The organism is Tepidibacter sp., from assembly GCF_025210165.1.
Classification (GTDB): Bacteria; Bacillota; Clostridia; order Peptostreptococcales; family Peptostreptococcaceae; genus Tepidibacter_A.
This window is the reverse complement of sequence record NZ_JAOASI010000039.1, coordinates 40,730-64,200: the sequence shown is the minus strand read 5'-3', so window position 1 is coordinate 64,200 and position 23,471 is coordinate 40,730. Positions and strand designations below refer to the sequence as shown.

Sequence of the window (23,471 nt, the reverse complement as noted above, 5' to 3'; positions counted from 1 at the left end):
TATTAAATGAGGGAGGAGATTAATATATGAGTTGTAACTGTTCAAATAATAATGAAGTAGTTGATGTTGTAGGACTATGCAATACTGATAATATTAGTGAAACATTTGAGACAATAGTGGATGCAGAGCCTAAGCTATTAAGTTGGACTGAAATATCAATACCAGAGGTTTTAACTATTCCGCATCAAAAACCAGATATAGAGAGTATAGATAAGGTATTAATTGATGTAAAAATCATATCAAAGAGAGTAGTTAAAACACCAGGATCAGATTTTGTTGCATGTACACCAATACCTACACCGCTTCCTGATGATGAAAATGAAGAAGGAACAAAATTAACAGGAAGAAAGTTAATTGTTGAAGGAATCTTAAATCAAAAAATAGTTTATACAGCAGATGTACCACAGCAAAATGTTCACTCAGCACATTTTAATATTCCATTTTCAGCATTTATAATAGTGCCACAGTGTATAGACGGTGTTGACTCATTAGATATAACTTTCTGTATTCAAAAGTGTGTGGAAGATGTATTTGTTAAAGCGTTTAATAAAAGAGAAATATTTAAAAATGTAACATTATTCCTTAGAGCTCTTCCGTTAGAAAATAGTTGTGTATAGGATAAATTAGATAATAATTATTTATAAAAAGGCTTAGAATAAAAACTTTTTATTCTAAGCCTTTTTAACTATTAGGAAAATATATATTTTGCATATATATTTTTTTCTTGAATACTTATTACTAAAAGAAGTACATCTAAAACTATTTTTAGTTATAAGGTAGTACAAATCTAATTTTGAGGAGGATAAAATGAATAGTATTGTTGAAAATTTAATAAGTGTATCAGGAATATCTGATAATTTACCAAAGAATACTTCAATATTCAAGCAATTCTGTATAGAACAAAATCTAGTATTATCTGAAAATAAACCCGAAATACACCAAATTATAAGTGTCATATTGGACATTTCTATAACCAATAAAAAATTAATAGATACTCCAATAAAAACATCTATAGAAGGTCAAAATCTAACTGGAAAAGGATTAATAGTTGAAGGAAAAATAAAACAGAAAATTGAATATGCATCTGATACTCCAACAAAAATTGTACATGGTACATATTTTAATACTCCATTCAGTACTTTTATTATTCTTTCTAATGATTATAAAATAGATAATTCACTTATCGTTACAGGGTATATAGAAGATAATTATTTGTCTTTGCTAGATAAAAAGACAATATTTGAAAATATAACTGTATTGATAGATGTAACGCGTGAATAATAATATAATAATTAAGGGAGGTAGCATGGAAATTGTTAGAAATTTTATAAATATAATAGGAGTAAGTCCTGAGGATGAATTGCCAAATAAAATAAATGGACAAATAGTACAGCATTCAGAAATAGAAACTATAATTATACCTGATAATAAGCCAGAGGCAAAGAGCATATATGAAATTATGGTTGATGTAAAAGTTAAATCCATTAGAACTATTAATGCTCCTTTAGGAAAAACCATTTTAGTTGATGGAGAGAAACAATATAAAATTATTTATACTGAAAATGGAGATTGTGAAAAAGCAAATATTTTATATATAAATATTCCATATAATACTTTTTTTGAAGTATCTAAGGATAAGGTTGATATTGGAATTAATAATATTAAAGTTTATATTTTAGATGCATATTTTGATTTAATATCTTCTAGAACGATATATTGCCATAGTGTATATTTATTAGATGCAAAATATAGTTGTGAAAATATTAATATTGAACTTAATGAAGAATTTGATTATAATAAAGAAATTTTAAGTGAGATATCAATATGTAAGGATAAATATAGTAAAGATAAAATTAATAAATTAATTGATATTGATGCTGAGTATTTATAGGGAGTTGAAAAAATGAAAATATGCATAATAATGTATATGAGTCAATTGAATTAATTCAATTGACTCATACTATTTTGGGCCTATAGTTTAGTTCTATATCACAAGCAGTAGTATTTGTAAGTGTATATTTTGAATAATCACTTAAAGATATAGAGCAAATGTTGAAATATTTAAATTCTTTTGCAGAATAATAAATGCTTGACGAATCTATCTTCCAAATAAAATCATTTATTTTAATATTAAAAATATTATTTGTTAAATTCACAAAACAATCTTTTGGAATATTGTATATATATATATTATCTGTAATTAAATCAGAACCAATAAATGCTATAAAATTATTACAATTAGAATATTGGATATTTTTTATTTTTATAATTTGTTTTGGGATTTTTAATAGTTTAGTTTCAAAATTTATTAAGTTTAATGTATAGATTTTATCACAAATATCACTTTTCCCATAAATATATGAAATAAAATTACCATCTTTAGACCAATTAAAATCTTTTATATAACCTGATGAAGTAATTTTATTTATATTCATTTTGCCTATATTCATAATACATAAATTTGAAATACCTGATATGGACTGTAAAAAAGCTACTTTTTTTTCTGTTGGGCAAACTTTGGGTTTATAATTTTTTATAGTATTACTACCAAATGTTAATTGTTTACACTTAGATGTATTAATATCAATATAGAATAAGTTTTTTTGATTTCTATAAGAACCAGAAAAAATAAGGTTTTGTCCATCTGTAGTCCAACAGAAACTGGTAATAGATGGAATTTCATCTGGAGTAATTAATTTTCTTATAATAGAGTCTTTAATATAGTGAATATATAGCATGTATTTTAGGTTATTATTCTCTTTATTAGAAAGAAATGCGATTTTATCTCCGTTAGGAGACCATGTAGGTCTTATATTTTTACTATTATTATAAGATACTATTTTTTTATCTTTAGAACAATCAGAATAAGATATAAATATATTACTTTCAGTGGATTTATTATGTAAAGAGTAGATCAATTCATATGATGGAATAAAATGTGTATGTATATATAAAAATACATTTTTATATATACATCGATTATTAATCAATTTTATTGTGAAATCTTGTATTTTAATATTATTCTTTAAGTAGTTAAATTTAAGTAAATCCTCTATAGACGAACCCTCTATAGAAGGAGGAATTACAATATATGTACTTTGTAAATATTCATTTTCAATTGTATGTATAGAATAGTCCTGAGTATCTGATAGATATAGTAGTTTTTGCTTTAATTTAATATGAAGTACCATTTTTTTACCATACAAGTGTTGTCCCTCATCAGAAATGCCACTAATAGTATTTATGATTTTTGAATGTATAATATTAGGCTCTATAATAATAGATATAAATTCTTTTATATCGGGCATATTTTCTGCTAAATTAATCGTTTCTTGAGAAGAAACTAGTGAGAAAAAATCGCGTTTATCCATTGTGAACCTCCAAATTATTATAATAAGTAATTAACATTTATAATTGACATAATACTTATAAAAAACTTTCTTTTAGAAATCTGGTTTATGTAGATATCTTCAATATAAGGTACTATTTTTAATTTTGAATCATATAAGAATTGCTTGTTTAAAATTATGTAAGTTGAGAATGGTATAATAAACTCTGTTGCTTGAATAGATTTATCTATGTCATTTGCTATATACTCAAGAGTTTGATTAATATTACCATTAACTATTAACTGATTACCTGTTAAAATCTGTCCTTCACTTGAAATTCCTTTAGAACTACTAATTATTTTTGAATTTAATATTTCTAAGGATGCAGAGGTTCTTAAAAATTTGTATATATCGGGTAAAGAATCATCTATATAAGATATTTTTTGTGTATGAAGCTGCTTAAATGTATTTGAGTATGAGGGGAAAGTTTGTGAAATACCGAAAGTTTGTACAATATTATCTAGTTCTGAATTCATATATATCTCCTTTCAAATTTAATTATTATATAAATATATATTCAATATTAATTAAAATTAGAATACCCCAAGTAGAATTCTACTTGGGGGTATTTGATAGAAGTTTTATAGATTTTCAATTTGCCAGTCTACAGGTTCTTTTCCTATCGAAATTAGAAATTCGTTAGCTTTAGAAAAAGGTTTGCTTCCAAAGAAGCCTCTATGTGCAGAGAGTGGACTTGGATGAACTGACTTTATTATAAAGTGTTGTGGATTTTTTATTATTTTAATTTTCGATTGAGCATTTTTTCCCCATAGTATGAAAACAATAGGATCGTCTCTATCGTTTAATAGATTGATTATCTTATCGGTAAAATGTTCCCATCCAATGTTTTTGTGAGAGTTAGCTTGTGAAGCTCTAACTGTAAGTACAGTGTTAAGAAGCATAACTCCTTGATCTGCCCATTTCTTTAAATATCCATTATTAGGAATATAACATCCTAAATCACTATTAAGTTCCTTGTATATGTTTTTAAGTGAAGGGGGAATAGCTACATTTGGCTTTACGGAAAAGCTTAAACCGTGTGCTTGATCAGGGCCATGATATGGGTCTTGACCTAGTATAATAACTTTTACATCTTTATACTGAGTATAGTGTAATGCGTTAAATATATCGTACATATCTGGATATATAGTTTTTGTTTTATATTCATCTACTAAAAAACTTCTAAGTTTTAAATAATAATCTTGTTCAAACTCATCTTTTAATAGATTCTGCCAATCGTTTTTCAATATTTGCATATAAATCACCTCAATAAATTATAACATAATAATATACATTTAAAGAAGGTGGTTTTAACGCCACCTTCTTTGAGTGTTATAAAGTGTAATTATATGAAGTGTGAATATTATAACTCCAGACAAAGTAAATCCATATATAAATCCATATATGTTTATAGAGCTAATAGGCAATAAGAAATATATGCAAAATAGTTGAACTGATAATCCGATTATATTATTGATTGTTGCATTATATTCTTTTTCAATAGAATGAAGTATACCTGATAGAGTGTGATTTAACACCATAAAGAAAGTACTTATAGAAATTGCTTTTAGGTATATTCCAGCAAGCTTATTATTGAATACTAACATACATATTTTTTCGCCAAAGAAAAAATATATTAAACTAGAAGAAAATCCTATACATGAAGTTAAGAAGATAGCGAAAAATATTTTTTTATTTATTAAGCTGTAGTTTTTATGAGGTATTTCCTGAGAAATGCTTGGAATTAAATTTACAACTAGTGCAGATGTTAAAGTAAATGGTAAAAATAAAAATGGAAATACCATACCTGTAACAGTTCCATAAAGTGATAAAGATTGTGAATGAGAGAGCCCACTAAGTTCAAGTCTGCTAGGTATTAATATAGAACTAATAGATTGAATTGCTACTGTGAAAACTCTATTAAATGTTATAGGAACAGCCATTTTAGTTATTTTATTAATACTATTTTTAAAATCATCAAGTGTAATAGAATAATTATTAGATAGAGTAGGCTCAAAGAATAAGTTTATAATTATAAATATGATATTTACTATTTCTCCGATTGATATACCGATTAGTGCTATTAGAGGATATATAGATTTATTCTTTGTAAATGAAAATAATAAAACTACAAATAGTATTCTACTTAGCTGTTCTAATATTTGGCCTATTGCTGGAATTTGAACTTTTTTTATGCCGTAATAGTAATTTCTTAGTATGTTTGATACTGTAATTAACGATATTGCTGGTAGTATGCAGATTATTAGCATTTGAGAATCAGCAGAGTGCAGTAATTTAAATCCAATAAATTTTGAATTTAAAAATACTATTAATGATATTAATATAGATATGAAGAAAGATAAATACAGTGTAGAAATAAAAAGCGAATTCATATTATGCTTATTATTCATTTTCTTTTCTTTTGAAACCATACTGTTTAGTGCAACGGGTATACCTGTTGTTGTTAAGCATACACAAAGCATTAAAAAATGAAAAATCATATGGAAAATACCAAGTCCATTTGCACCTATATGTTTTGATAAAAATATTTTATATAAAAAGCCTATTATTCTAACTATAAAGTTTGATAAAAAAAGTATAGTTGTTGAATATATGAGATTTGGAACTTTCAATTTATCACCTCCTCTTCAAATATATTCTTTAGACTAGAGTTTTATAACCTATCTAAATCAAAATAAAATGAGGAGGCACTTTTTTAGTACCCCCTCATTCTATTCTATAAGAAACTTATAATTTTTCTTCTTCTTCAAAATCATCTAAAAATTTATCATCTTTTTTATGATTACAAGAGTCATCACAATCAGGTTCAATAATTAATTCTCTGATTTTCACATCATTAAACCATACTTTGACTACATAATTTTTATTAGGGCAAAGAGGACCGAATATAAATTGTCCGCACTCATCTGTAAAAGCATGAGTTATAGGTTTTAATCCGCAAGGTGGATAAACTACTTCGAATAATTTAACAACAGCATCTTTTACTACTTTACCTTTATAATCCTTTACTATTCCATGAATTACACTTCTTTTTTCTTCTCCTACTTTTACTACAGCTTCTATTTGCTCATTTTCTCTTGGTTTAAATCCAAATTTAACTAATCTAGCTCCCATATAATATAAAACCTCCTTAAAGTAAACTCAAAATAATAATATTATTACTTTTTTAAAAATATGAATAAAAGTCAAATAAAAAATAATATATTAATTAAAGGGGAGATGATGATATGGGTATTGTTAGAAACTTTATTAATATTAAGGGAATAACACAAGAAGATAAATTACCAAGTAAAGTAAATGGACAAATAATACAGTATTCTGATACGGAAACTATATTTATACCAAGAGATAAGTCAGGAGTAAAGAATATATATGAAATTATGATTGATATAGATATTAGTTCAACTAGAACTATTAATACTCCTTTAGGAAAAACCATTGTGATTGATGGAGTAAAAAAATATAAGATTATGTATACTGAAAATGGAGATGTTGAAAAAGCAAATATTATATATATAAATACACCATATAATACATTTGTTGAATTACCTAATAATGCTAATCTTAATAATATAAATATTCATATTATGGATGCGTATTTTGATTTAATATCGATTAGGAAGATACATAGTTATACAGTATATTTACTAGATGTAGATTATACAGTAGAAGGTAGAAATATAAATAATAATACAGAGTATATACTAGAAGGTAGAAATACTAACAGTAATAAAGAAATTAGTGTTTGTGGATTTAAAGAAAATATTAAAGTTGATGTTGACGAAAGGTTTAATATTGAATTTAAAGAAAATTTTAATTATAAACCGGATCAAGAAATTTTAAAGGAAATGTCAATATCAAAAGAAGAATATGAAGAAGATGAATCAATTGACACTGATGAAGAATTAATTGAAATTGAAACTGATAAAGAAGATGAAGATTATAAATCAATTGACATTGATGAAGAATATTTATAGAGAGGTGAAAAAATGAAAATATGTATAGACTCATTAGCTGTTAATCATTTACATGGAACAGGACTATATTCTTATAACTTTGAATTGTTAAATAATCTGTTTGAAATATACCCTCAACCTAAATATGAGCTTATTTGGGAGAACAATGAAATCATATCAAGGTGGGAAAAGTATAAAAATATTAATTATGCTAATTTGAATTTGAATAGGATAAAAAATAATTATAGCAATATTGAAGAATATATAAAAAATAATAATATAAATATATACCATTCTCCTAATAATGGTTTTAGCATACCTTTTAATAAAAACTGTAAGCAGGTTATTACAGTTCATGATCTTATAGCATTAACGGACTCAGAATATGTGGATAAAAAATATTTAATGAAATTTAACGATATATTTCCTAATTCAGTAGAAAAATCAGATAAGATTATTGCTGTTTCAGATTTTGTAAAGAAGGAACTTACAAATCATTTTAAAAATTGTGAATCTAAAATTGAAGTAATATATCCTGGTTGTTCAAATATATTTAGGCCTATTGAAAAAGAAAAAAGTAAATCATTTTTAAAAGATAAATACAATATAAAAGATGATTTTTTGCTTTACTCAGGAAGTATTCACAAAAGAAAAAACTTGGATAAATTAATTAAAGCATTTAAAAAAGTTAAAAAATACAATAAAGATTTAAAGCTTTTAATTGTTGGAAAGAATAATGAAAAGAGAGAAGAATATTATTTAAACCTTAAAAAGTTAGTTAAAGATTTATTTATCGAGGATTCTGTTATTTTTACTGGACTTGTAGACTATAAAGATATGCCTTATTTTTATAATTCATCTGCTGCTGTTTTAAATTTATCTGATTATGAAGGATTTCCTTTATCTTCTATTGAAGCCATGTCATGCAAGAAAGCAGTGATATGTAGCAAAACGTCTTCTTTTGAAGAAGTATTAGGAAAAGACTCAATACTTATAAACAAAAATGACATATCAATTATAAAGGATGTTATATTAGAAACTGTTAATAATGAAGAATATAGAAACGATATAGAGAATAAAGGAAAAATACAATCTCAAAAATATAAATGGGATACTTCTAATAAAAAGCTTGTTAATGTATATGAGTCAATTGCATAATGCAATTGACTCATATTATTTTGGAACTATAACATTTACAAAAACTATTAGTATTTATAAAACTTTGTGAATATAAATATAATAATATTGAGTAGTTATGGGGGGGATAAAATGTGACTACACAAAAAAATAAATATTTAATAAATATAAACCAAAATAAATATATTTTTTATTTAGATAGTAATGTATTATATGTAGAAATTATAAAAAGTGATAATAAAAATAATAGAAAAGTTTTAGTAGATAATATAAAAGACTTTTCTGTAGCATTTGATAGCTTAGGTGTAATTCATATAGTATGTATTGATTTTTGGGGAAAACTAATTCATTTTATAAATAAAAAGAATAGTTTCAAAAAAGAAGTAGTAGCTAATTTAAATACAAAATTAAATGAATTTGAAGATATGAAATTATATGTTAATAAAGATATTTTAAATATATTAATATCTAATAGAGTTGAAAATAAAATGTATAATTTAATTCATTATTCAATAAGAAAAAATATACTTAAAAGCTATAAAATATGTGAATCAAATGATAAATATATATCTTTTAAAACTGAATGTGATAAAAAAGGAAATATTCATTTGATTTATAGCTTGAATAATAATGATAAAAATAATATTTTTTATAGAATGCTTAATTTTGAATACAATAGATGGAGTATTCGTGAAAGATTAAGCCCTAGAAACATAGATGTTACTCATATGAGTATTTTATATGATACAAATGATTTTATTAATATAATATTTTCTAGTAAACAAAAACAAGATATTAGATTTAGTTATTATAGAAAAAAAATAAATGAACATTTAATTTCAAATTGGGAAGAATTAAAAATCTCTCAAGAAGCAAAAGGATATTTTAGTGATCAATTTTTAATTCAGTTAGACGATTACATTAAGTTGTTTTGGAAAGAAAATAATAAATTCTATTTTACTTCTACTAAAATTGGAGAAAGTTCATGGAGTGATGTAGACTTAATTCAAATAAAAAAAGAACATAATTTAAATTCTATTGTATATATTGGAGATGAATACAATAATTATAGTATTTTGAAAATGCCCTTTGGGTACTCAGTGGATAAATATAAGAATTATCTAATAGGAGTAGATGAAATAATATATGAAAAAACAAAAATAAATAAAAATAATTATGTAAAGCCGTATGAAAACATTAATTTAGAAAGTGCTGCAAGTTTAGAAGAGATAAGCATAAAAACTAGTTTAAAAAGCTACAGTGAGGATATAAAAGTGTACTTTGAAAGAAAAACTGAAATATCAGAGCTATTAGAAGAAAATAAAAAAGAAATTAAAGATGAAATTTTAGACTTACATTATGAAATCAAAAATTTAAGGGAAAAAGAAATGAGGATGTTAAAAGGATTTTCAGAAATTAGAGATAGTTATAGTGATTTAAATAAAAAAATTAATGATTTATTAGATAGTAGTGATATTGAAGTTAATTTTAATAAAAAAAATAAACCAAAGATATTTGAAAAAATAATAGACTATTTTAAGAAAAAATAATTTAAAAAATGTATCATTGGGGGGTATTTATGAAGATAAATAAAAATGAGTATAAACTTATAGATAGAAAAAATGAAGGTATATGGAATTTTTATATAAAAGATAATTCCATTTATTATAAAATAATTAATTGCGATATATGTGAAGAAGAAACAAAGCTTATAGATGATGTAAAAAATTATGATATTAATATAGACAGTGAAAATCATATACACTTAATATGCGTAACATACAATGGTGAATTCTATTATTTTGTTTATTCAAATGATAAATGGAAAAAAACTATTATAGAAGAATACGACCCTGAACTAAATAGTATTGATTATTTAGATATAATAATTATAGAGAAAGTAATTCATGTATTCTATTCTTTTAGAAATGTTATAAATAAAAATTTAGCAAACGTAGTTCATTATATATATGACGATAAATGGAAAGTTAATTATTTAGAAACAGTTGAGCTCTTAGATACCGAAATTAAGGCATACTTTGTTGATTATCATCCGCATGGAGATATATTTTTATTATTTAAAGAAGAGAAAGAAGTGTATTTAAGAATTTTTGAGTTATCATCTAAAACGTGGAAAGAACTAAAAATAATTGAATGCAGTGTGAATGATATAGATATAATAAACTTTTATATAGATAATAATTATAATATAAACTTAATTTATAAAAATAATACAACAACAACACATACAGTCAATAATTCAGGAGATATATCAAATTACGATAAATGGAGTAAAAATATAATAGTTAAAGAAATAGAAGATATTAATTCGCTTATATTTGAAGTAGATACAAAATTATATATCATATGGAAAAATGAAGAATATTTATATTGTAAATATTCTGATGATTTTGGGATGAGTTGGATAGAAGATAAAAAATTTAAGTACGATAGTATGTGTAATATTCATTATATAGGAAAAGAATATAAAAATACAAAACTTTTAAAATATATTAATACTTTTGGCAATGTTAAATATAATGAAATATCTTTAGCAGGTATAGATGATAATCTATTATTTTGTACAAAAATAGAAGAGAATAATTCATATGATGAAGAATTAGTAGATGAAAACAATGAGAGTGAAGAAAAAGAAAGCCTTGAATTTGATGAAAATAATTCATATGATAAAGAAATTATAGATGAAAGTAATAATAATGAAGAAGATATTGATGAAGATTTAGAAAAAATTATAGATGATGTTAATTTTTTTAGATGTGATATAGAAGAACCAATTAGTCCAAAAAATAATGAAACACTTTTACAAAAAATAGGTAAATATTTCAATGATAAAAAAGAAGGCTAAATGCCTCCTTTTTTATTAACAATCACAACCATGTGAATCGCACATTTCCTTTCTATCTATTTGTCTAGGGAATAAATCTGGAAAATCTACGCCACATAATCCAGATTGTTCTTCTGGCTCACAGAATCCTGTAGATAATACGCATAGTTGAACAGGAAGTTTAACTTTCTTTTCACATTTTATACATATAACTAAAGCAGCATATACTTGTATATCGCCATCAACTACTGATAAGCTTCTTGTTCCAGCTGGAAGAATAACTTTACATAATGCAGCACAAAATTCTGCTAAAGATGGTGGGAAAGCTGCTTCTGTTGAAGGTATGCATAATTGTGCAAATCCAGTTAGAGAATTATCTACTGGAACATCAAATGTAGAAGTGAATTCTCTACATTTTCCATTTGTGAATAATGCTTTACCGGAAATTGTTATTCTAGCAAATCCACAAACTTCTATGTCTTGTTCTATAATTATTGGAGTACCTACGTGACGTCTACGTTCATCGCATTCAGAAGTATCTATAAAAGATAAATCAAGCTGTTCTATTCCACCGGGTCCAGGTATAGGTGGTGGAAACTCTGTTATTCCATTTACAGATATCGTCTTAGGTATAACTTTAAGTCCTTTACTAGAGCAAGATACAGATACATCATCAAAGCCTACTATTCCTTCAGTTGGAAAACCTGGGTCAAATCTTTCTGATATTACTAAGTCCAATTCTTTTTTGATTATCTTTGAATCATATACTTTTTCTACAAATATACATTCTGCAGTTATTTTTTTTGGATCATATCTTTCTGGAGTACAGCATGATGAATTAGCTTTACAACAAGGGCCTGTAGGTCTTGTATTAACATCATTATTATATATTTTCTTGTCCTCGTGAGTTCCACATGTCATAATGTTTTTACCTCCTTTATATTAACTAAAAAACCTGAATAAGTACTATTCTAATTTCAGTATATGCTTTTAAATTTAGATGGTTACATTATTTACTAGAGCAGTTCTTATCTCTGTATTAGTATATGAAAATTAAAAAGGAACCGTTCTATATGTGCTATATATTATATTAAAATCATATATTTTAATATAATATATAGAATTAACTAAGGTGGGGTGAATATGGGATTTGTAAATTATAGTGAAACATTAATAAGGAACGCAGATGGTGATATACTAAATTTTTATGTTAAAAACAAAAAATTATTTCTAAGGAAATTTAAATCTGAAAGTGGATGGGACACTTCAAATGAAATAATAGATAATGTGATTTATGATAAATTGAGTATTGAAATTGATAAAGAAGATAAAATATACGGAGTTGCTATTACGGAAAGTGGAAACGTATTATATATTCATACAGATAAAGATAATAATATTAAATTAAGTGAATTATTTGACTATGATTATCAAAAATACTTACTAATATATCCTTATATAAATAAATCAGGTTCAAATCTACATATAATTTATTATTTACAAGATATTAGAAACAATAAAACTTGGGCAATATACAGTCATTATTTCGATGGAAAAGAATGGATACAAAATAATGTTGACTTTGTTTTGTCATATCCTATGCTAAATACTTTTGAAGTTGTATCGAATGAAAATGATTTGAATATTTTTTATATAAATACTATCAATGGAGTTGAGCAAATATTTTTAAGTGAGTTTAATAATGTTAATAAATCATGGGATAAGCCTATTCAAATAACTAATACAAATAATAAAAAATTATACTTAAATGTTTTAAATGAAAAAAATGACTATCATATTACATGGTCTGAGTTTGTCAATAATAATTTATTAATAAAATATACTAAGGGTTATTTTGATGAAGATATATTTAGTATATCTAATATAATAAATATATCAGAATTATCTAACTGCTCTTTTCCTACATTTATAAAAACAGGGGATGTATTATGGAATGTATGGACTCAAATGAATAATATATACAGCTCATATTCTTTTGATAATGGAAAGACTTGGAGTGACCCTAGAATGGATTCTGAGAGTATAAAAAATAAATTTATTATATATAAATTTAGAACAAATAATATTGAAGATTTGAATCAATTTAAATTAAACACTACTTTTGGAACGAATAAAATGTCTTTCATTGGGTTTAAAAACATAAAAAAGATGGGCTGATTATTAACCCATCTTTTTTATATTTAATTAAATACAATCACAGTCTTTTTTACAAGGATCGCATTTTTCTCTTTTTATTTCTCTTTCTTTTCCTATAGCTGGCTTACTAATTATAACTTTAAATTTCTCTTCTTTTTTTGGTGTGCAGATATCAAATTGGTAAAATCCCATACAGTCAGTTACGGTATGAGCTACTCCCTCGATTTCTACTTTACCGTGTTTATAGGTTACTTTAACTAATTTAACTAATGCACATTTTACAGGTTTTCTATCACAATCTTTTACTTGACCCCATAATCTTACAGTTCTTCTTCTATCTACCTTTACATCTGCTCTTATTTCACAATCATCTTTTTTAACATCTACTTCAATTACATTTCCCTCTATATGTTCACAGTCTTTTTTAAAACCGTGGCAACCATCATAATCTGTAGATTGCATAGATCTACTCATAGATACGTCTACATCTGCTCTTATAGAATCATCATTATTAGTTACATCAATATCAACCATATTTTCATCTAAATACTCATAATTATTTATCATATTATTTATACCCCTTCCAAAATTGTTTTCATGTAAAATTAATTACATGCAATATTATTATATTAAATTCATGAAAATGAGTTACATATTTTAGGAGAAAATTTACAACTAGTGAGGTTTACAAGTTACTATTGCTGAAATATTTTTATTGGTAATGTTATATAACATTCCAAGGCTACCATCATCAAGAATAGAAGGAGCAGCTTTAATTAATTCCATAGTATATGTGCAACAATCACTGTCCAAGCAACCTAAACATTCGCAAAAGGTTATTGTGAATGATTCTTTAGATTCTCTTTCATTATCAGTATCTTCATGGTTAGATTCAATATATTCCCATTCTTGTAATATTTCTGTTTCTTTATTTTTGCACTCCCTAATCAACCTGAATCTTAGTTCTATATCAACATTTGGAGAACTGGAAACAACAGCAGCTATAGCATTAATAATAGAAGAATATTCAATATTCACACACGGATTACATAAAGATCGAGTATCAACTTTAACACAAGCTAGCTTTACTGGTGGCATTGTTGAATTATCGGGGTCATCATTAAGTCTAGGCGGTAAAGAACGATTAAATTCTTTTCCACATTGTATATGATTTTCAGAAGAAATAACTGCTGAAATATTTTTATTATTAATATTATATAAAACTCCAACACTACCATCATCAAGAAGGGAAGGATTAGCTTTAACTAGTTGAATAGTATATATACAACAATCACTATCTAAACAATCTAAACACTCGCAAAAATTAATTGTAAAGGAATCTTTATATTCTCTTTCACCGATATTGTCCTCAATATCAGACTCCATATACTCCCATTCTTGCAATACTTTTGTTTTTTTATTCTTACACTCTCTAATTAATCTAAATCTTAGAAGTATACTAACATTTGGAGAAGAGTCATCGCCTGGAGCATTATTAGCTAAAAGATTAATAATAGAAGAATACTTAATATTTACACAAGCATTACGTAAAGCTCTAGTATCTACAGCAACACAAGCTAATTTTACTGGTGACATATTAGGATTATTGGAGTCGTCAAGTATAGGAGGTAAACTTCTATTAAATGACTTTCCACATTGTAAGGAATTATTACAAGATGAAATTGCTAAAATGTTTTTGTTAGTAATACTATATAAAATTGTAGGAGTATCATTATTAACATCGAGGAAAGGAGTGGCTCTAACTAGTTGCATAGTATAGGTACAAAAATCACTATCTAAGTAATCTAAACATTCGCAAAAAGTTACTGTAAAGGACTCTTTGGATCTTTTTTCATTAGCAATTTGTTCTTCAATATTAGATTCTGTATATTCCCATTCCTGTAATATTTCTGTTTTTTTGTTTTTGAACTCTTTAATTAACCTAAAGTTTAGAGTTATAGATTCACCCTCGTTATCACTCTCACCAACACCTACAAGATTAATAATAGAAGAATATTCAATACTTACTACACATTGTTTGCGTAAAGATTGAGTATCAATAGTAACGGAAGCAAGTTTAATAGGTTGCATTATTGGATTATTTGGATCAGCATCAAATATAGGTGGTAAATCTGGATCAAATATTTCTCCACACTTTAAAGTTAGGTTGCAATCTTTTTTTTTCTTTTTATCACAAGTATCTTTTTTATAATATGTTGACATATATATATCATTCTCCTTAAATTATATTAACCTCTAAGTAGATTAGAAGCTTAATATAATTTATGAGATATGTAGACTAGTTGTGATGTTCTAATTAAATATCAAAAACATATTGTACATATTTGTGCTATATATTATTTAATAAAAAATAAAAAGCTGATAGCAAAACTATCAGCTTAAACCATAACTAATGTCCTTTACAAACTCCTAATGCTAAGATATCCTTATCGTTAATCTTATATGTTACTTCATTAGCATTACTAGGAATAACTTCAACTAGTTGCATTATATAAGTGAAGCACTCTTTATCAAGGCAATCAAGACATTCGCAAAAGATAACGGTAAATGATTTTATATCTTCTTCACCTGAATCCATACTAGACTTTTTAAAATCCCATTCTTTTAATGTGATTTCTTCTTCATCTTTACATTTTTTTGACAATCTAAATTTTAAACTTAATGTATTGCTAGATCCTGAAAGAGCTAGTGTGGTTATAATGGAAGAATATTCGATCTTTACACAGGGCTTAGATAAGCATCTTGTATCAATAGTAACCTCAGCTAGTTTTACTGGAGTATTGTTAGTACTAAGTGTAGAAGGTAGATTTGGATCGAATATTTTTCCGCATTCTAAAATTGGAATGCAATTTGTGTTTTTATCATAAGTGTCACATTTAAATTTATATTGATTATAATATTCTGCCATCAGAAATAGCCTCCTTCTTATGATTTGATAATTTTTAATAAAAAGAAGGTATTAATTTATATTTATACTTTCTTTTAATTACAATATATTCTAGTGATTATATATCGTGATTATATATTTTAATCACAAATAAAAAAAGTTGATGGCTTAGCCATCAACTTTTTTTATTGTCTACAAGCAGAGTAACCTGCTATTGCTGAGATATCTTTTTCAGTAATATTGTATGAAGTAGGTGCAGAAGGGCTAGCAAGATTATTATTACTAGCTCTAACTAATTGTAAAGTATAGGTACAACATTTTCCTTTATCACAACAGTCTAAGCATTCACAGTGTGTAACTGTAAAAGTATCTATAGTAGAAAGTTCAACATTACCACTAGTAACAGCGCTTAATCTTCTAAAGTTCCATGTACGTAATATTTCTTCACTATCTTCTCCTTTACACTTTCTAACTAACCTAAATGTAAGAAATAGATCTGCATTTGTAAGATCGCCAGGGTCAGATTCTATGATAGATGAATATTCTATTTTCACACAAGGAACACACAAACATCTTGCATCTACAGTAACTTCAGCTAGTCTTATTGGTTGATCACCTGTAGTAGTATCTAGTGCATTAAAGGCCGTTGTTGGTAAGCTCGGATCGAATGTTCTTCCACACTCTAAAATTGCGTTACAGTTTTTACCTTTCTTTTTATCGTGATAATCACAAGGATCACAATCTAATTTTTTATCATAATAATCATGCTTCTTTTTATCGTAACCATCATATTTCTTATCGTAACAATCACAATTATCTTTTTTATAGTTATTACAGTAAGTTGACATAAATAAAAATCCCCCTTTTATTTTTACTGATTTCTAAGTCGTATTAGAAACCTAATATATTTTATGATAGAAGAAGGTATGGTGTGATAAACTATTATCTTCTTCTTTTAGTAAAAGATACTATAGTAATAATATCTTTTACTTTTCCTATAACAATATATTCCAATTCGCAAATAAGGTTACATATAATATAAAAAAACTTATTTTTGAAATGTATACAATGATACTTGCAAAATTACACTTAATAAGCAGGGTGTATATGATGAAAATGAATAAAAAGAAATGGAGAATTCAATTGACAAACAAATGAATTGATGATATAATAAAATTGCAAAAGGGATAGAGAAAAAGGAGGGGTATTAATGAATGAATTAACTAATGCTACAAATACCAACATTGTTGACATAGATAAATTTGAAAAAGAAAATAGAAAGTGTAGAGTAATGACTTGTATACATTGCGTAGGAGATAGATGTACAAATGATACTTGTGAAATATATGAAAGGTCATTTATTCAAGAGGGATAATAAAAGATTAGTATGAAGAGCCTTTATTTCTGAAATTATAACAGAAATAAAGGCTTTTTGTATTCTTTTTATGCAATATGAATAGTATATATAAGAGATTTTTTATAGATAAAGGAGTATATACTATGAAAAAACGTATTCAAAAAGGTTGGACTGTCCTAATTTATATAAATGGAAATAATGATATTGAGCCTGAAATACGACAAGCTATGTTAGATATTAATAGTATGAATATAAGTGAGAATATAAATGTATTAGTTCAGATTGGAAGAGAAGAATGGGAAATTGTTAAACTCCTGAGACCAACGGATATTTTACATGAATCAGAGGATAAATGGGTGGGAGTAAGACGTTATTTTTTCTCAAAAGAAAATAATACATTAATTGCAGAGCTAGGAAAAATAAATATGGCAGATCCTATGTGTTTATATGATTTTATAAAATGGGGTATTAATAATTGTTCATCTGAAAAATATATGCTAGTGATTGGAGGTCATGGCTCTGTACTAAAGGGTGCATTAGCAGATTATAGTCAAGAGTTCCCTTATATGATGGGGATTCCTGAAATAAATATTGTAATTGATAAAGCATGTAAAGAAGTAAATAAAAAAATAGATATTTTAGTTATAGATATGTGCTATTTTAATCTACTTGAAATAATATATGAATTTGGGAAAGATAAAGATTACTCTGTACAAAGCATATTAACATATATAGGAGAAGGTCCTATTCAAGGACTTCCTTATGATAGCATGATACATTTGTTAGAAGATAATAATACAGATTATATAATAAAGAAAATTATTAATAATTTAAATTACAATTTAGTAGCTTTTGAAGTTAATAATACTAAGTTTGAAAAAATAAAGAATTTATTTAATGAATTAGCTAATTGTTATTTAGATAATAAAAATAAGGAGTTAAAGCCTTATGAAATATTCTTTTATTTAGATACTGAGTATCCGTGGTACAGTATTATAAAAGATATACGAGATAGTATGAAATCTATTGTTATTCACTCTAAAACAATTAACAATAATTTAGGATTAATAAATCTTATGACTCAAGTTTCAAAAGATTTTAATGAATTATACTCTTATTATAAATTAAGCTTTAATCAAAATAACAAATGGTCGTATTTAGTAAGTAATAAAAAAAGTATTGATAACATAAATTTAGAGTTAAAGTCTATAAAGATATCTTATAAAGCTATATATGAAATCATTTCAATGATGAATCCATCACTAAATGAAGATGATAAAGAACTAATATTAATTAATTTAATTAAGAATAAAAACTGGAAGTTAGAATAAGAAATATGGAATAATTGTGTAATATAACATATAGATTTTTCTATCGAAATTATTCATTCTTTATAATTTTAAAATAGTTTTTCAATGTAAAAAGGTGATTTATGTAATTTACATAAATCACCTTTTTATTATTTTTAATAAATAGCAGTTATTTTTTCTTCCTTAGAAAATGGAGTTCCTCTAGATGGCTTTTGTGTTTGCAATGGTAAACAACTAGGTCCTGTTATTAAACCATATAAACAGGTGGTTGGACTGGCAGAGCCACCGCCTGTTTTTACAGCAACACTTATATCTGTTTGTTCAAAACAGTCACTAAGGGTAAATGTATAAGTTCCTGAAAAATTATTATTATTAACTCCATCCCATTTAATTGCATTAATAGTCGGGTCAGGAGGTCCCGGTGGAAAGTCGAAACAAGATATAAAACTACCTGTTTCTACTGGGCCTACACCATCAGGTTGAGAATAAGAAATAACCTCATGCCTAGGATCTGAGCATAATCTAAAAACAAAGTTACTTATTTCTGACCCAGATGTAGGAGGAACACCTGTAATTGATGTCTCATATGTCCAAGTTTGAGTGCCATCAGGGTTACAAACAGCACTTATAAAGGCTATAGTATACCCTCCTGTAGCAGGTGGTACAGGAGGAAGTGTAACGCTATTTGCCATAGTAAATCTCCTTTCTGATTAATATATTTAGATATCATAATAAAGTATGATTTATATCAACAGCATTTTAGTACTCCTTATGTTGGATTAATAGTAACTCTTCCGCCTGTGTTTGAGCATAGTTGAACTAGCAACTGCACTTCTTGATTAATTTTTATTGTTAATTGGATATTTGATATTGTCTGAGTAATCGTAATTTCATTGTTTCCAGTTCCTGAGAGTGTTGCTGTTGCTGCATTTTCTGCAGTTATAGAGAATAATTGACACTGTAGATTTTCTTTACATGCATCACTTATTTTACACTTGCCTAACGTAAATGTGTGTTGCTCGCATATACGTGCTATAGGTATATCAACCTCTTGAGTTAGACCCATATCATCTCCTGTCCCTACTAAAGTAAGTTTTTCATCTAATAAAAATCCTTTAACTGTGACTGTAATCACACAACCGTTTACTTCTAAATCGCATCCTGTACATAAAATATTACTAGTTCCTTCAACATCAGGATCTACTGTAAATTGATCAGTAGTATCATCAGGGTCATTAGCAACTGTAATAGGGCATAATGGAAATGAACCAGGAAAAGTAACTTCCTCTTCACACATAACTCTTTTTGTTTTTATTAATTCACAACATCCACAACTCATAATTAGATATCTCCTTTCGTAATAAAATATATATCACAATCTTTTTAAGAAAAATCTTATTTTTAACTATTATCTTTTGTTATATAGTATATGTTTGTTCAATAAAATTTGATATATATGAGATGAAAAGTAAAAAAGGTATCTTATGTACAGCTAGGAAACTTTGGACATTGTAGATCCAGAATTATTTTGTTATCCTTAAAAATCTTAATCTTTAAACAAATCTTAAGTTTTTGAGTAATTGTGTGATTATCCGAATTTAAATGCATGTCATTTTCACCACAAATGCATACAACTTCACATTTTAGACTATTAAAGCAGTGAATGTTATGAAGTTCACACTTATTAAATGTAAATCTCTCATTTATTCTAAAAAGATATTCTAAAGGTATTTTTAAATCGGATCCTTCACTTATAGTAAGATCCTCTCTTACTAAAAACTCAGCATCAACTTGCAATTTATTATTTTGTGGAGGATTTACAATACAACATTTTAAAGTATGAATATAAATGTTACCATCAATATTAGCAGAGGAGCTAAATGGACTGTTAACTTTAACATCTTTGCTCTCATGCTCAAATTTAAAAACTTCCCCACAAAGCATATATTCAGTTTTTAATAATTCATAAGGATTAATAGTACCCTCCTCCTTTCTTTAATATAAATTTTAAAAATTATACACAATAATAGAGTATGATTTTTATTTTATATATGATAAATATAGTTATATAATATGCTCATTGAATTATTTTTGTTATTTAAATAGGGATTAGGTTACTTTAATGTAGTATTCAGATATAATAAATTTTGATATAATAAAATTGGTGATATATATGACAAAATACAAGTTTGATATAGTTACAAATAATATTTCTAAGTATGTTCAGATATATAAAAATATTAAAAATATGATAGAAAATGAAGAGATTACAAAGAATGAGAAATTACCACCAATAAGGAAAATTTCAAGCTTATTGGGTGTCAATACATCTACTATAGTAAAAGCATATGAACTGTTAGAGAATGAAGGATATATATATAAGATAGTAGGAAGTGGAAGCTATGTAGCAGAGATTAAAAAATATAGCCAATCATCTTCTATTACAGATGATAAAATAATAGGATTTGATGTAGGTAATCCATCTACAGATATATTCCCTATTGAGAATTTTAAGAAAGCTATAAATATGGCTCTTCAAAATGAAGGACCATCTTTATTTGAATATGATGAAGGTCTTGGGTATCTAGGTCTTAGAAATTCTATATGTGATTATTTAAAAAATCTAAATATATGTACAGATTCATCTACAATACAGATAATATCTGGTGCGCAGCAAGGGATAGATGTTATTTGTAAAACACTTATTAACTATGGAGATGTTATATTTTGTGAAGAACCTACGTATAGTGGAGCTTTAGAAATATTTAAAAATAAGGGAGCTAAAATAATGCAGGTCCCATTATTAAGCGATGGAATGGATATTGGTATTCTAAAGTTAAAGTTAGAAAAAATAAGGCCTAAATTATTATATGTTATGCCAAATTATCAAAATCCAACAGGAATATCATATTCTAAGCAGAAAAAGAAGAAGCTTATAGAACTTGCTAATGAATATGATTTTTATATATTAGAAGATGATTTTTTAAGTGATTTTAAGTTTTATTCAGAAGACAATAATACATTAAGATCATATGATCATTCTAATAGAGTTATATATATAAAGAGTTTTTCTAAAATATTGATGCCAGGTCTTAGAGTGGGTTTTATGGATATACCTATAGGAATCTTAAATAAGGTGATTTTGGCTAAATATTCAAGTGATATAGTTACATCAAGTTTGGTTCAAAAATCATTGTACTATTATATAAAGTATTATGATTTCAAAAATCATTTGAAAAATGTAGAGCAAACGTATAAAATAAGATTTGATAGAACTATTGATTTAATAGAAACTAAGTTATCTTTTAGAATAGAATGTAATAAGCCAACTGGAGGGATTAACTTTTTTATGTCTCTTCCAAAAGGATACTCTTCAATTGATTTTAGGAATTATTTGATACCATATGGTGTTTCTATTATGCCTGGTAACTATTTTTTTGATAATCCTATAGAGGATAGATTTTTTAGAATCAATATAGCGTCTACAAATTGTGAACAAATAGAAAAAGGAATAGGTATAATAGATGAAAAATTAGATGATTTTTTGTTGAAGTATAAAAACAATATTGATTTCAAAAATAGTAGGATATTTTCATAAGAAAGAGGTGCTAAAATGTTATCTAAGGAAAAAATAGACAGAATAAATTATTTAGCAAAAAAAGCTAAAGCAGAAGGTTTAAATGACGAAGAAAAAAGAGAACAACAAAATTTAAGAAAAGAATATATAGAAAACTTTAGAAAAGATTTCAGAGAAAAACTAGAGTGTATAGAAGTTGTAGATTAGTATATTAGAGGGGGATATTTATGGCTGAGAAAAAATATGTTATTTTCAAACTTAATGATGAAGAGTATGGAGTAGACATAATGAAAGTTAAAGAGGTCAGTGAAGTTAAGGAAATTACTAAAGTTCCAAACACTCCTGATTTTGTAGATGGGATTATAAATATAAGGGGAGATGTAACTCCTATAATAAACTTAAAGAAGAGATTCCATTTAGCAGAAGGTATAGAATTTGGTGAAATATCTAGAATAATTGTAGCTAATATAGAGGGTAGAATGATTGGATTTTTAGTAGATGATGCTTCTCAGGTGATATCTATTGAGGATACGAATATAGAACCAGCTCCAGAAATAATAGCAGGATCTGATAAAGAATATATTGAAGGTATTGGAAAAGTTGATTCAAGAATGATAATAATATTAAATTTTGAAGATGTTCTAGATGAGGATGAAAAGAATAGTATAAACAGTATAGAATTTTAGACGACAAATAAAAGGTTGCCATCTGGTAATCTTTTATTTTTTGTATATGTAAAGTGAAACTTAATTTAAATGAAGTCTTAGAACTTTTAGCTTTCGGATAAAAAATGATAAATATAATAGGGATAGGT

26 protein-coding genes are annotated in these 23,471 nt (G+C 25.9%); 13 read left to right on the top strand and 13 right to left on the bottom strand.

Features of this window, described 5'->3' with window-relative positions; translation table 11 throughout:
• The first annotated feature begins 26 nt into the window (after positions 1-26).
• From N4A48_RS06460 to N4A48_RS06450, 3 genes are all read left to right on the top strand, one after another.
• A complete protein-coding gene (locus N4A48_RS06460) occupies positions 27-617 on the top strand; it encodes a DUF3794 domain-containing protein (protein ID WP_293665034.1) in 591 nt (196 codons plus the stop codon).
• 190 nt (positions 618-807) lie between these two features.
• A complete protein-coding gene (locus tag N4A48_RS06455) occupies positions 808-1,281 on the top strand; it encodes an SPOCS domain-containing protein (protein WP_293665033.1) in 474 nt (157 codons plus the stop codon).
• 25 nt (positions 1,282-1,306) lie between these two features.
• Positions 1,307-1,891: a hypothetical protein gene (locus N4A48_RS06450; protein ID WP_293665031.1), complete on the top strand. Its 585-nt coding sequence runs from the start codon at positions 1,307-1,309 to the stop codon at positions 1,889-1,891.
• A 64-nt stretch (positions 1,892-1,955) separates the two neighbouring features.
• On the opposite strand, the gene N4A48_RS06445 is transcribed toward N4A48_RS06450, so the two are convergent.
• From N4A48_RS06445 to N4A48_RS06425, 5 genes are all read right to left on the bottom strand, one after another.
• Positions 1,956-3,371 carry a TolB family protein gene (locus tag N4A48_RS06445; protein WP_293665030.1) on the bottom strand — a complete coding sequence of 472 codons (1,416 nt, stop codon included), beginning with the start codon at positions 3,369-3,371 and terminating at the stop codon, positions 1,956-1,958.
• Between the two features lie 17 nt (positions 3,372-3,388).
• Positions 3,389-3,865, bottom strand: coding sequence for an SPOCS domain-containing protein (locus tag N4A48_RS06440; RefSeq protein ID WP_293665029.1), 477 nt, complete (start codon positions 3,863-3,865; stop codon positions 3,389-3,391).
• Positions 3,866-3,970: 105 nt separating this feature from the next.
• Positions 3,971-4,645 carry a uracil-DNA glycosylase gene (locus N4A48_RS06435; protein WP_293665028.1) on the bottom strand — a complete coding sequence of 225 codons (675 nt, stop codon included), beginning with the start codon at positions 4,643-4,645 and terminating at the stop codon, positions 3,971-3,973.
• A 54-nt stretch (positions 4,646-4,699) separates the two neighbouring features.
• Positions 4,700-6,022: an oligosaccharide flippase family protein gene (locus tag N4A48_RS06430; RefSeq protein WP_293665027.1), complete on the bottom strand. Its 1,323-nt coding sequence runs from the start codon at positions 6,020-6,022 to the stop codon at positions 4,700-4,702.
• A gap of 115 nt (positions 6,023-6,137) precedes the next feature.
• On the bottom strand, positions 6,138-6,524 hold the full coding sequence (locus N4A48_RS06425; RefSeq protein WP_293665026.1) for a carboxypeptidase regulatory-like domain-containing protein: 387 nt from the start codon (positions 6,522-6,524) through the stop codon (positions 6,138-6,140).
• A gap of 113 nt (positions 6,525-6,637) precedes the next feature.
• On the opposite strand from N4A48_RS06425, the gene N4A48_RS06420 reads away from it, so the two are divergent.
• The 4 genes from N4A48_RS06420 to N4A48_RS06405 all read left to right on the top strand — a co-directional run bounded on the left by N4A48_RS06420 (position 6,638) and on the right by N4A48_RS06405 (position 11,369).
• Positions 6,638-7,387 (top strand): hypothetical protein, encoded by a 750-nt coding sequence (locus N4A48_RS06420; RefSeq protein WP_293665025.1) that lies wholly within the window; start codon positions 6,638-6,640, stop codon positions 7,385-7,387.
• A 12-nt stretch (positions 7,388-7,399) separates the two neighbouring features.
• A complete protein-coding gene (locus tag N4A48_RS06415; protein ID WP_293665024.1) occupies positions 7,400-8,524 on the top strand; it encodes a glycosyltransferase family 4 protein in 1,125 nt (374 codons plus the stop codon).
• Positions 8,525-8,637: 113 nt separating this feature from the next.
• Complete coding sequence (locus N4A48_RS06410) at positions 8,638-10,053, top strand: hypothetical protein (RefSeq protein WP_293665023.1); 1,416 nt, start codon at positions 8,638-8,640, stop codon at positions 10,051-10,053.
• A 29-nt stretch (positions 10,054-10,082) separates the two neighbouring features.
• Positions 10,083-11,369 carry a hypothetical protein gene (locus N4A48_RS06405; protein WP_293665021.1) on the top strand — a complete coding sequence of 429 codons (1,287 nt, stop codon included), beginning with the start codon at positions 10,083-10,085 and terminating at the stop codon, positions 11,367-11,369.
• A 15-nt stretch (positions 11,370-11,384) separates the two neighbouring features.
• On the opposite strand, the gene N4A48_RS06400 is transcribed toward N4A48_RS06405, so the two are convergent.
• Entirely contained in the window at positions 11,385-12,269 is an 885-nt protein-coding gene (locus tag N4A48_RS06400) for a hypothetical protein (RefSeq protein WP_293665020.1), read from the bottom strand.
• A 222-nt stretch (positions 12,270-12,491) separates the two neighbouring features.
• Between N4A48_RS06400 and N4A48_RS06395 the strand changes: the two genes are divergently transcribed.
• On the top strand, positions 12,492-13,526 hold the full coding sequence (locus N4A48_RS06395) for a hypothetical protein (protein WP_293665019.1): 1,035 nt from the start codon (positions 12,492-12,494) through the stop codon (positions 13,524-13,526).
• A gap of 27 nt (positions 13,527-13,553) precedes the next feature.
• On the opposite strand, the gene N4A48_RS06390 is transcribed toward N4A48_RS06395, so the two are convergent.
• The 4 genes from N4A48_RS06390 to N4A48_RS06375 form a co-directional block, all read right to left on the bottom strand.
• A complete protein-coding gene (locus N4A48_RS06390; RefSeq protein ID WP_293665018.1) occupies positions 13,554-14,072 on the bottom strand; it encodes a hypothetical protein in 519 nt (172 codons plus the stop codon).
• 108 nt (positions 14,073-14,180) lie between these two features.
• On the bottom strand, positions 14,181-15,728 hold the full coding sequence (locus N4A48_RS06385) for a DUF4489 domain-containing protein (protein ID WP_293665017.1): 1,548 nt from the start codon (positions 15,726-15,728) through the stop codon (positions 14,181-14,183).
• Between the two features lie 187 nt (positions 15,729-15,915).
• Positions 15,916-16,434 (bottom strand): DUF4489 domain-containing protein, encoded by a 519-nt coding sequence (locus N4A48_RS06380; protein ID WP_293665016.1) that lies wholly within the window; start codon positions 16,432-16,434, stop codon positions 15,916-15,918.
• 164 nt (positions 16,435-16,598) lie between these two features.
• On the bottom strand, positions 16,599-17,261 hold the full coding sequence (locus N4A48_RS06375) for a DUF4489 domain-containing protein (RefSeq protein ID WP_293665015.1): 663 nt from the start codon (positions 17,259-17,261) through the stop codon (positions 16,599-16,601).
• A gap of 362 nt (positions 17,262-17,623) precedes the next feature.
• Here N4A48_RS06375 and N4A48_RS06370 point away from each other — a divergent pair, with 362 nt between their 5' ends.
• Positions 17,624-17,788, top strand: a complete 165-nt coding sequence (locus N4A48_RS06370; RefSeq protein ID WP_293665014.1) for a hypothetical protein — start codon at positions 17,624-17,626, stop codon at positions 17,786-17,788.
• A gap of 125 nt (positions 17,789-17,913) precedes the next feature.
• On the top strand, positions 17,914-19,101 hold the full coding sequence (locus N4A48_RS06365) for a clostripain-related cysteine peptidase (RefSeq protein ID WP_293665013.1): 1,188 nt from the start codon (positions 17,914-17,916) through the stop codon (positions 19,099-19,101).
• A gap of 134 nt (positions 19,102-19,235) precedes the next feature.
• On the opposite strand, the gene N4A48_RS06360 is transcribed toward N4A48_RS06365, so the two are convergent.
• The 3 genes from N4A48_RS06360 to N4A48_RS06350 all read right to left on the bottom strand — a co-directional run bounded on the left by N4A48_RS06360 (position 19,236) and on the right by N4A48_RS06350 (position 21,024).
• Positions 19,236-19,772, bottom strand: a complete 537-nt coding sequence (locus N4A48_RS06360) for a hypothetical protein (RefSeq protein WP_293665012.1) — start codon at positions 19,770-19,772, stop codon at positions 19,236-19,238.
• A 77-nt stretch (positions 19,773-19,849) separates the two neighbouring features.
• Positions 19,850-20,419 (bottom strand): hypothetical protein, encoded by a 570-nt coding sequence (locus N4A48_RS06355; protein WP_293665011.1) that lies wholly within the window; start codon positions 20,417-20,419, stop codon positions 19,850-19,852.
• A gap of 143 nt (positions 20,420-20,562) precedes the next feature.
• Positions 20,563-21,024: a hypothetical protein gene (locus N4A48_RS06350; RefSeq protein WP_293665010.1), complete on the bottom strand. Its 462-nt coding sequence runs from the start codon at positions 21,022-21,024 to the stop codon at positions 20,563-20,565.
• 229 nt (positions 21,025-21,253) lie between these two features.
• Here N4A48_RS06350 and pdxR point away from each other — a divergent pair, with 229 nt between their 5' ends.
• The 3 genes from pdxR to N4A48_RS06335 are packed head-to-tail and all read left to right on the top strand — an operon-like array spanning position 21,254 to position 23,343.
• Positions 21,254-22,678 carry a MocR-like pyridoxine biosynthesis transcription factor PdxR gene (pdxR, locus tag N4A48_RS06345; protein WP_293665009.1) on the top strand — a complete coding sequence of 475 codons (1,425 nt, stop codon included), beginning with the start codon at positions 21,254-21,256 and terminating at the stop codon, positions 22,676-22,678.
• Positions 22,679-22,693: 15 nt separating this feature from the next.
• The gene (locus N4A48_RS06340; RefSeq protein ID WP_293665008.1) at positions 22,694-22,864 is read left to right on the top strand and encodes a DUF896 domain-containing protein; all 171 of its coding nucleotides are present in this window, start codon (positions 22,694-22,696) and stop codon (positions 22,862-22,864) included.
• 20 nt (positions 22,865-22,884) lie between these two features.
• Positions 22,885-23,343, top strand: a complete 459-nt coding sequence (locus N4A48_RS06335) for a chemotaxis protein CheW (RefSeq protein ID WP_293665007.1) — start codon at positions 22,885-22,887, stop codon at positions 23,341-23,343.
• The last annotated feature ends 128 nt before the right edge of the window (positions 23,344-23,471 follow it).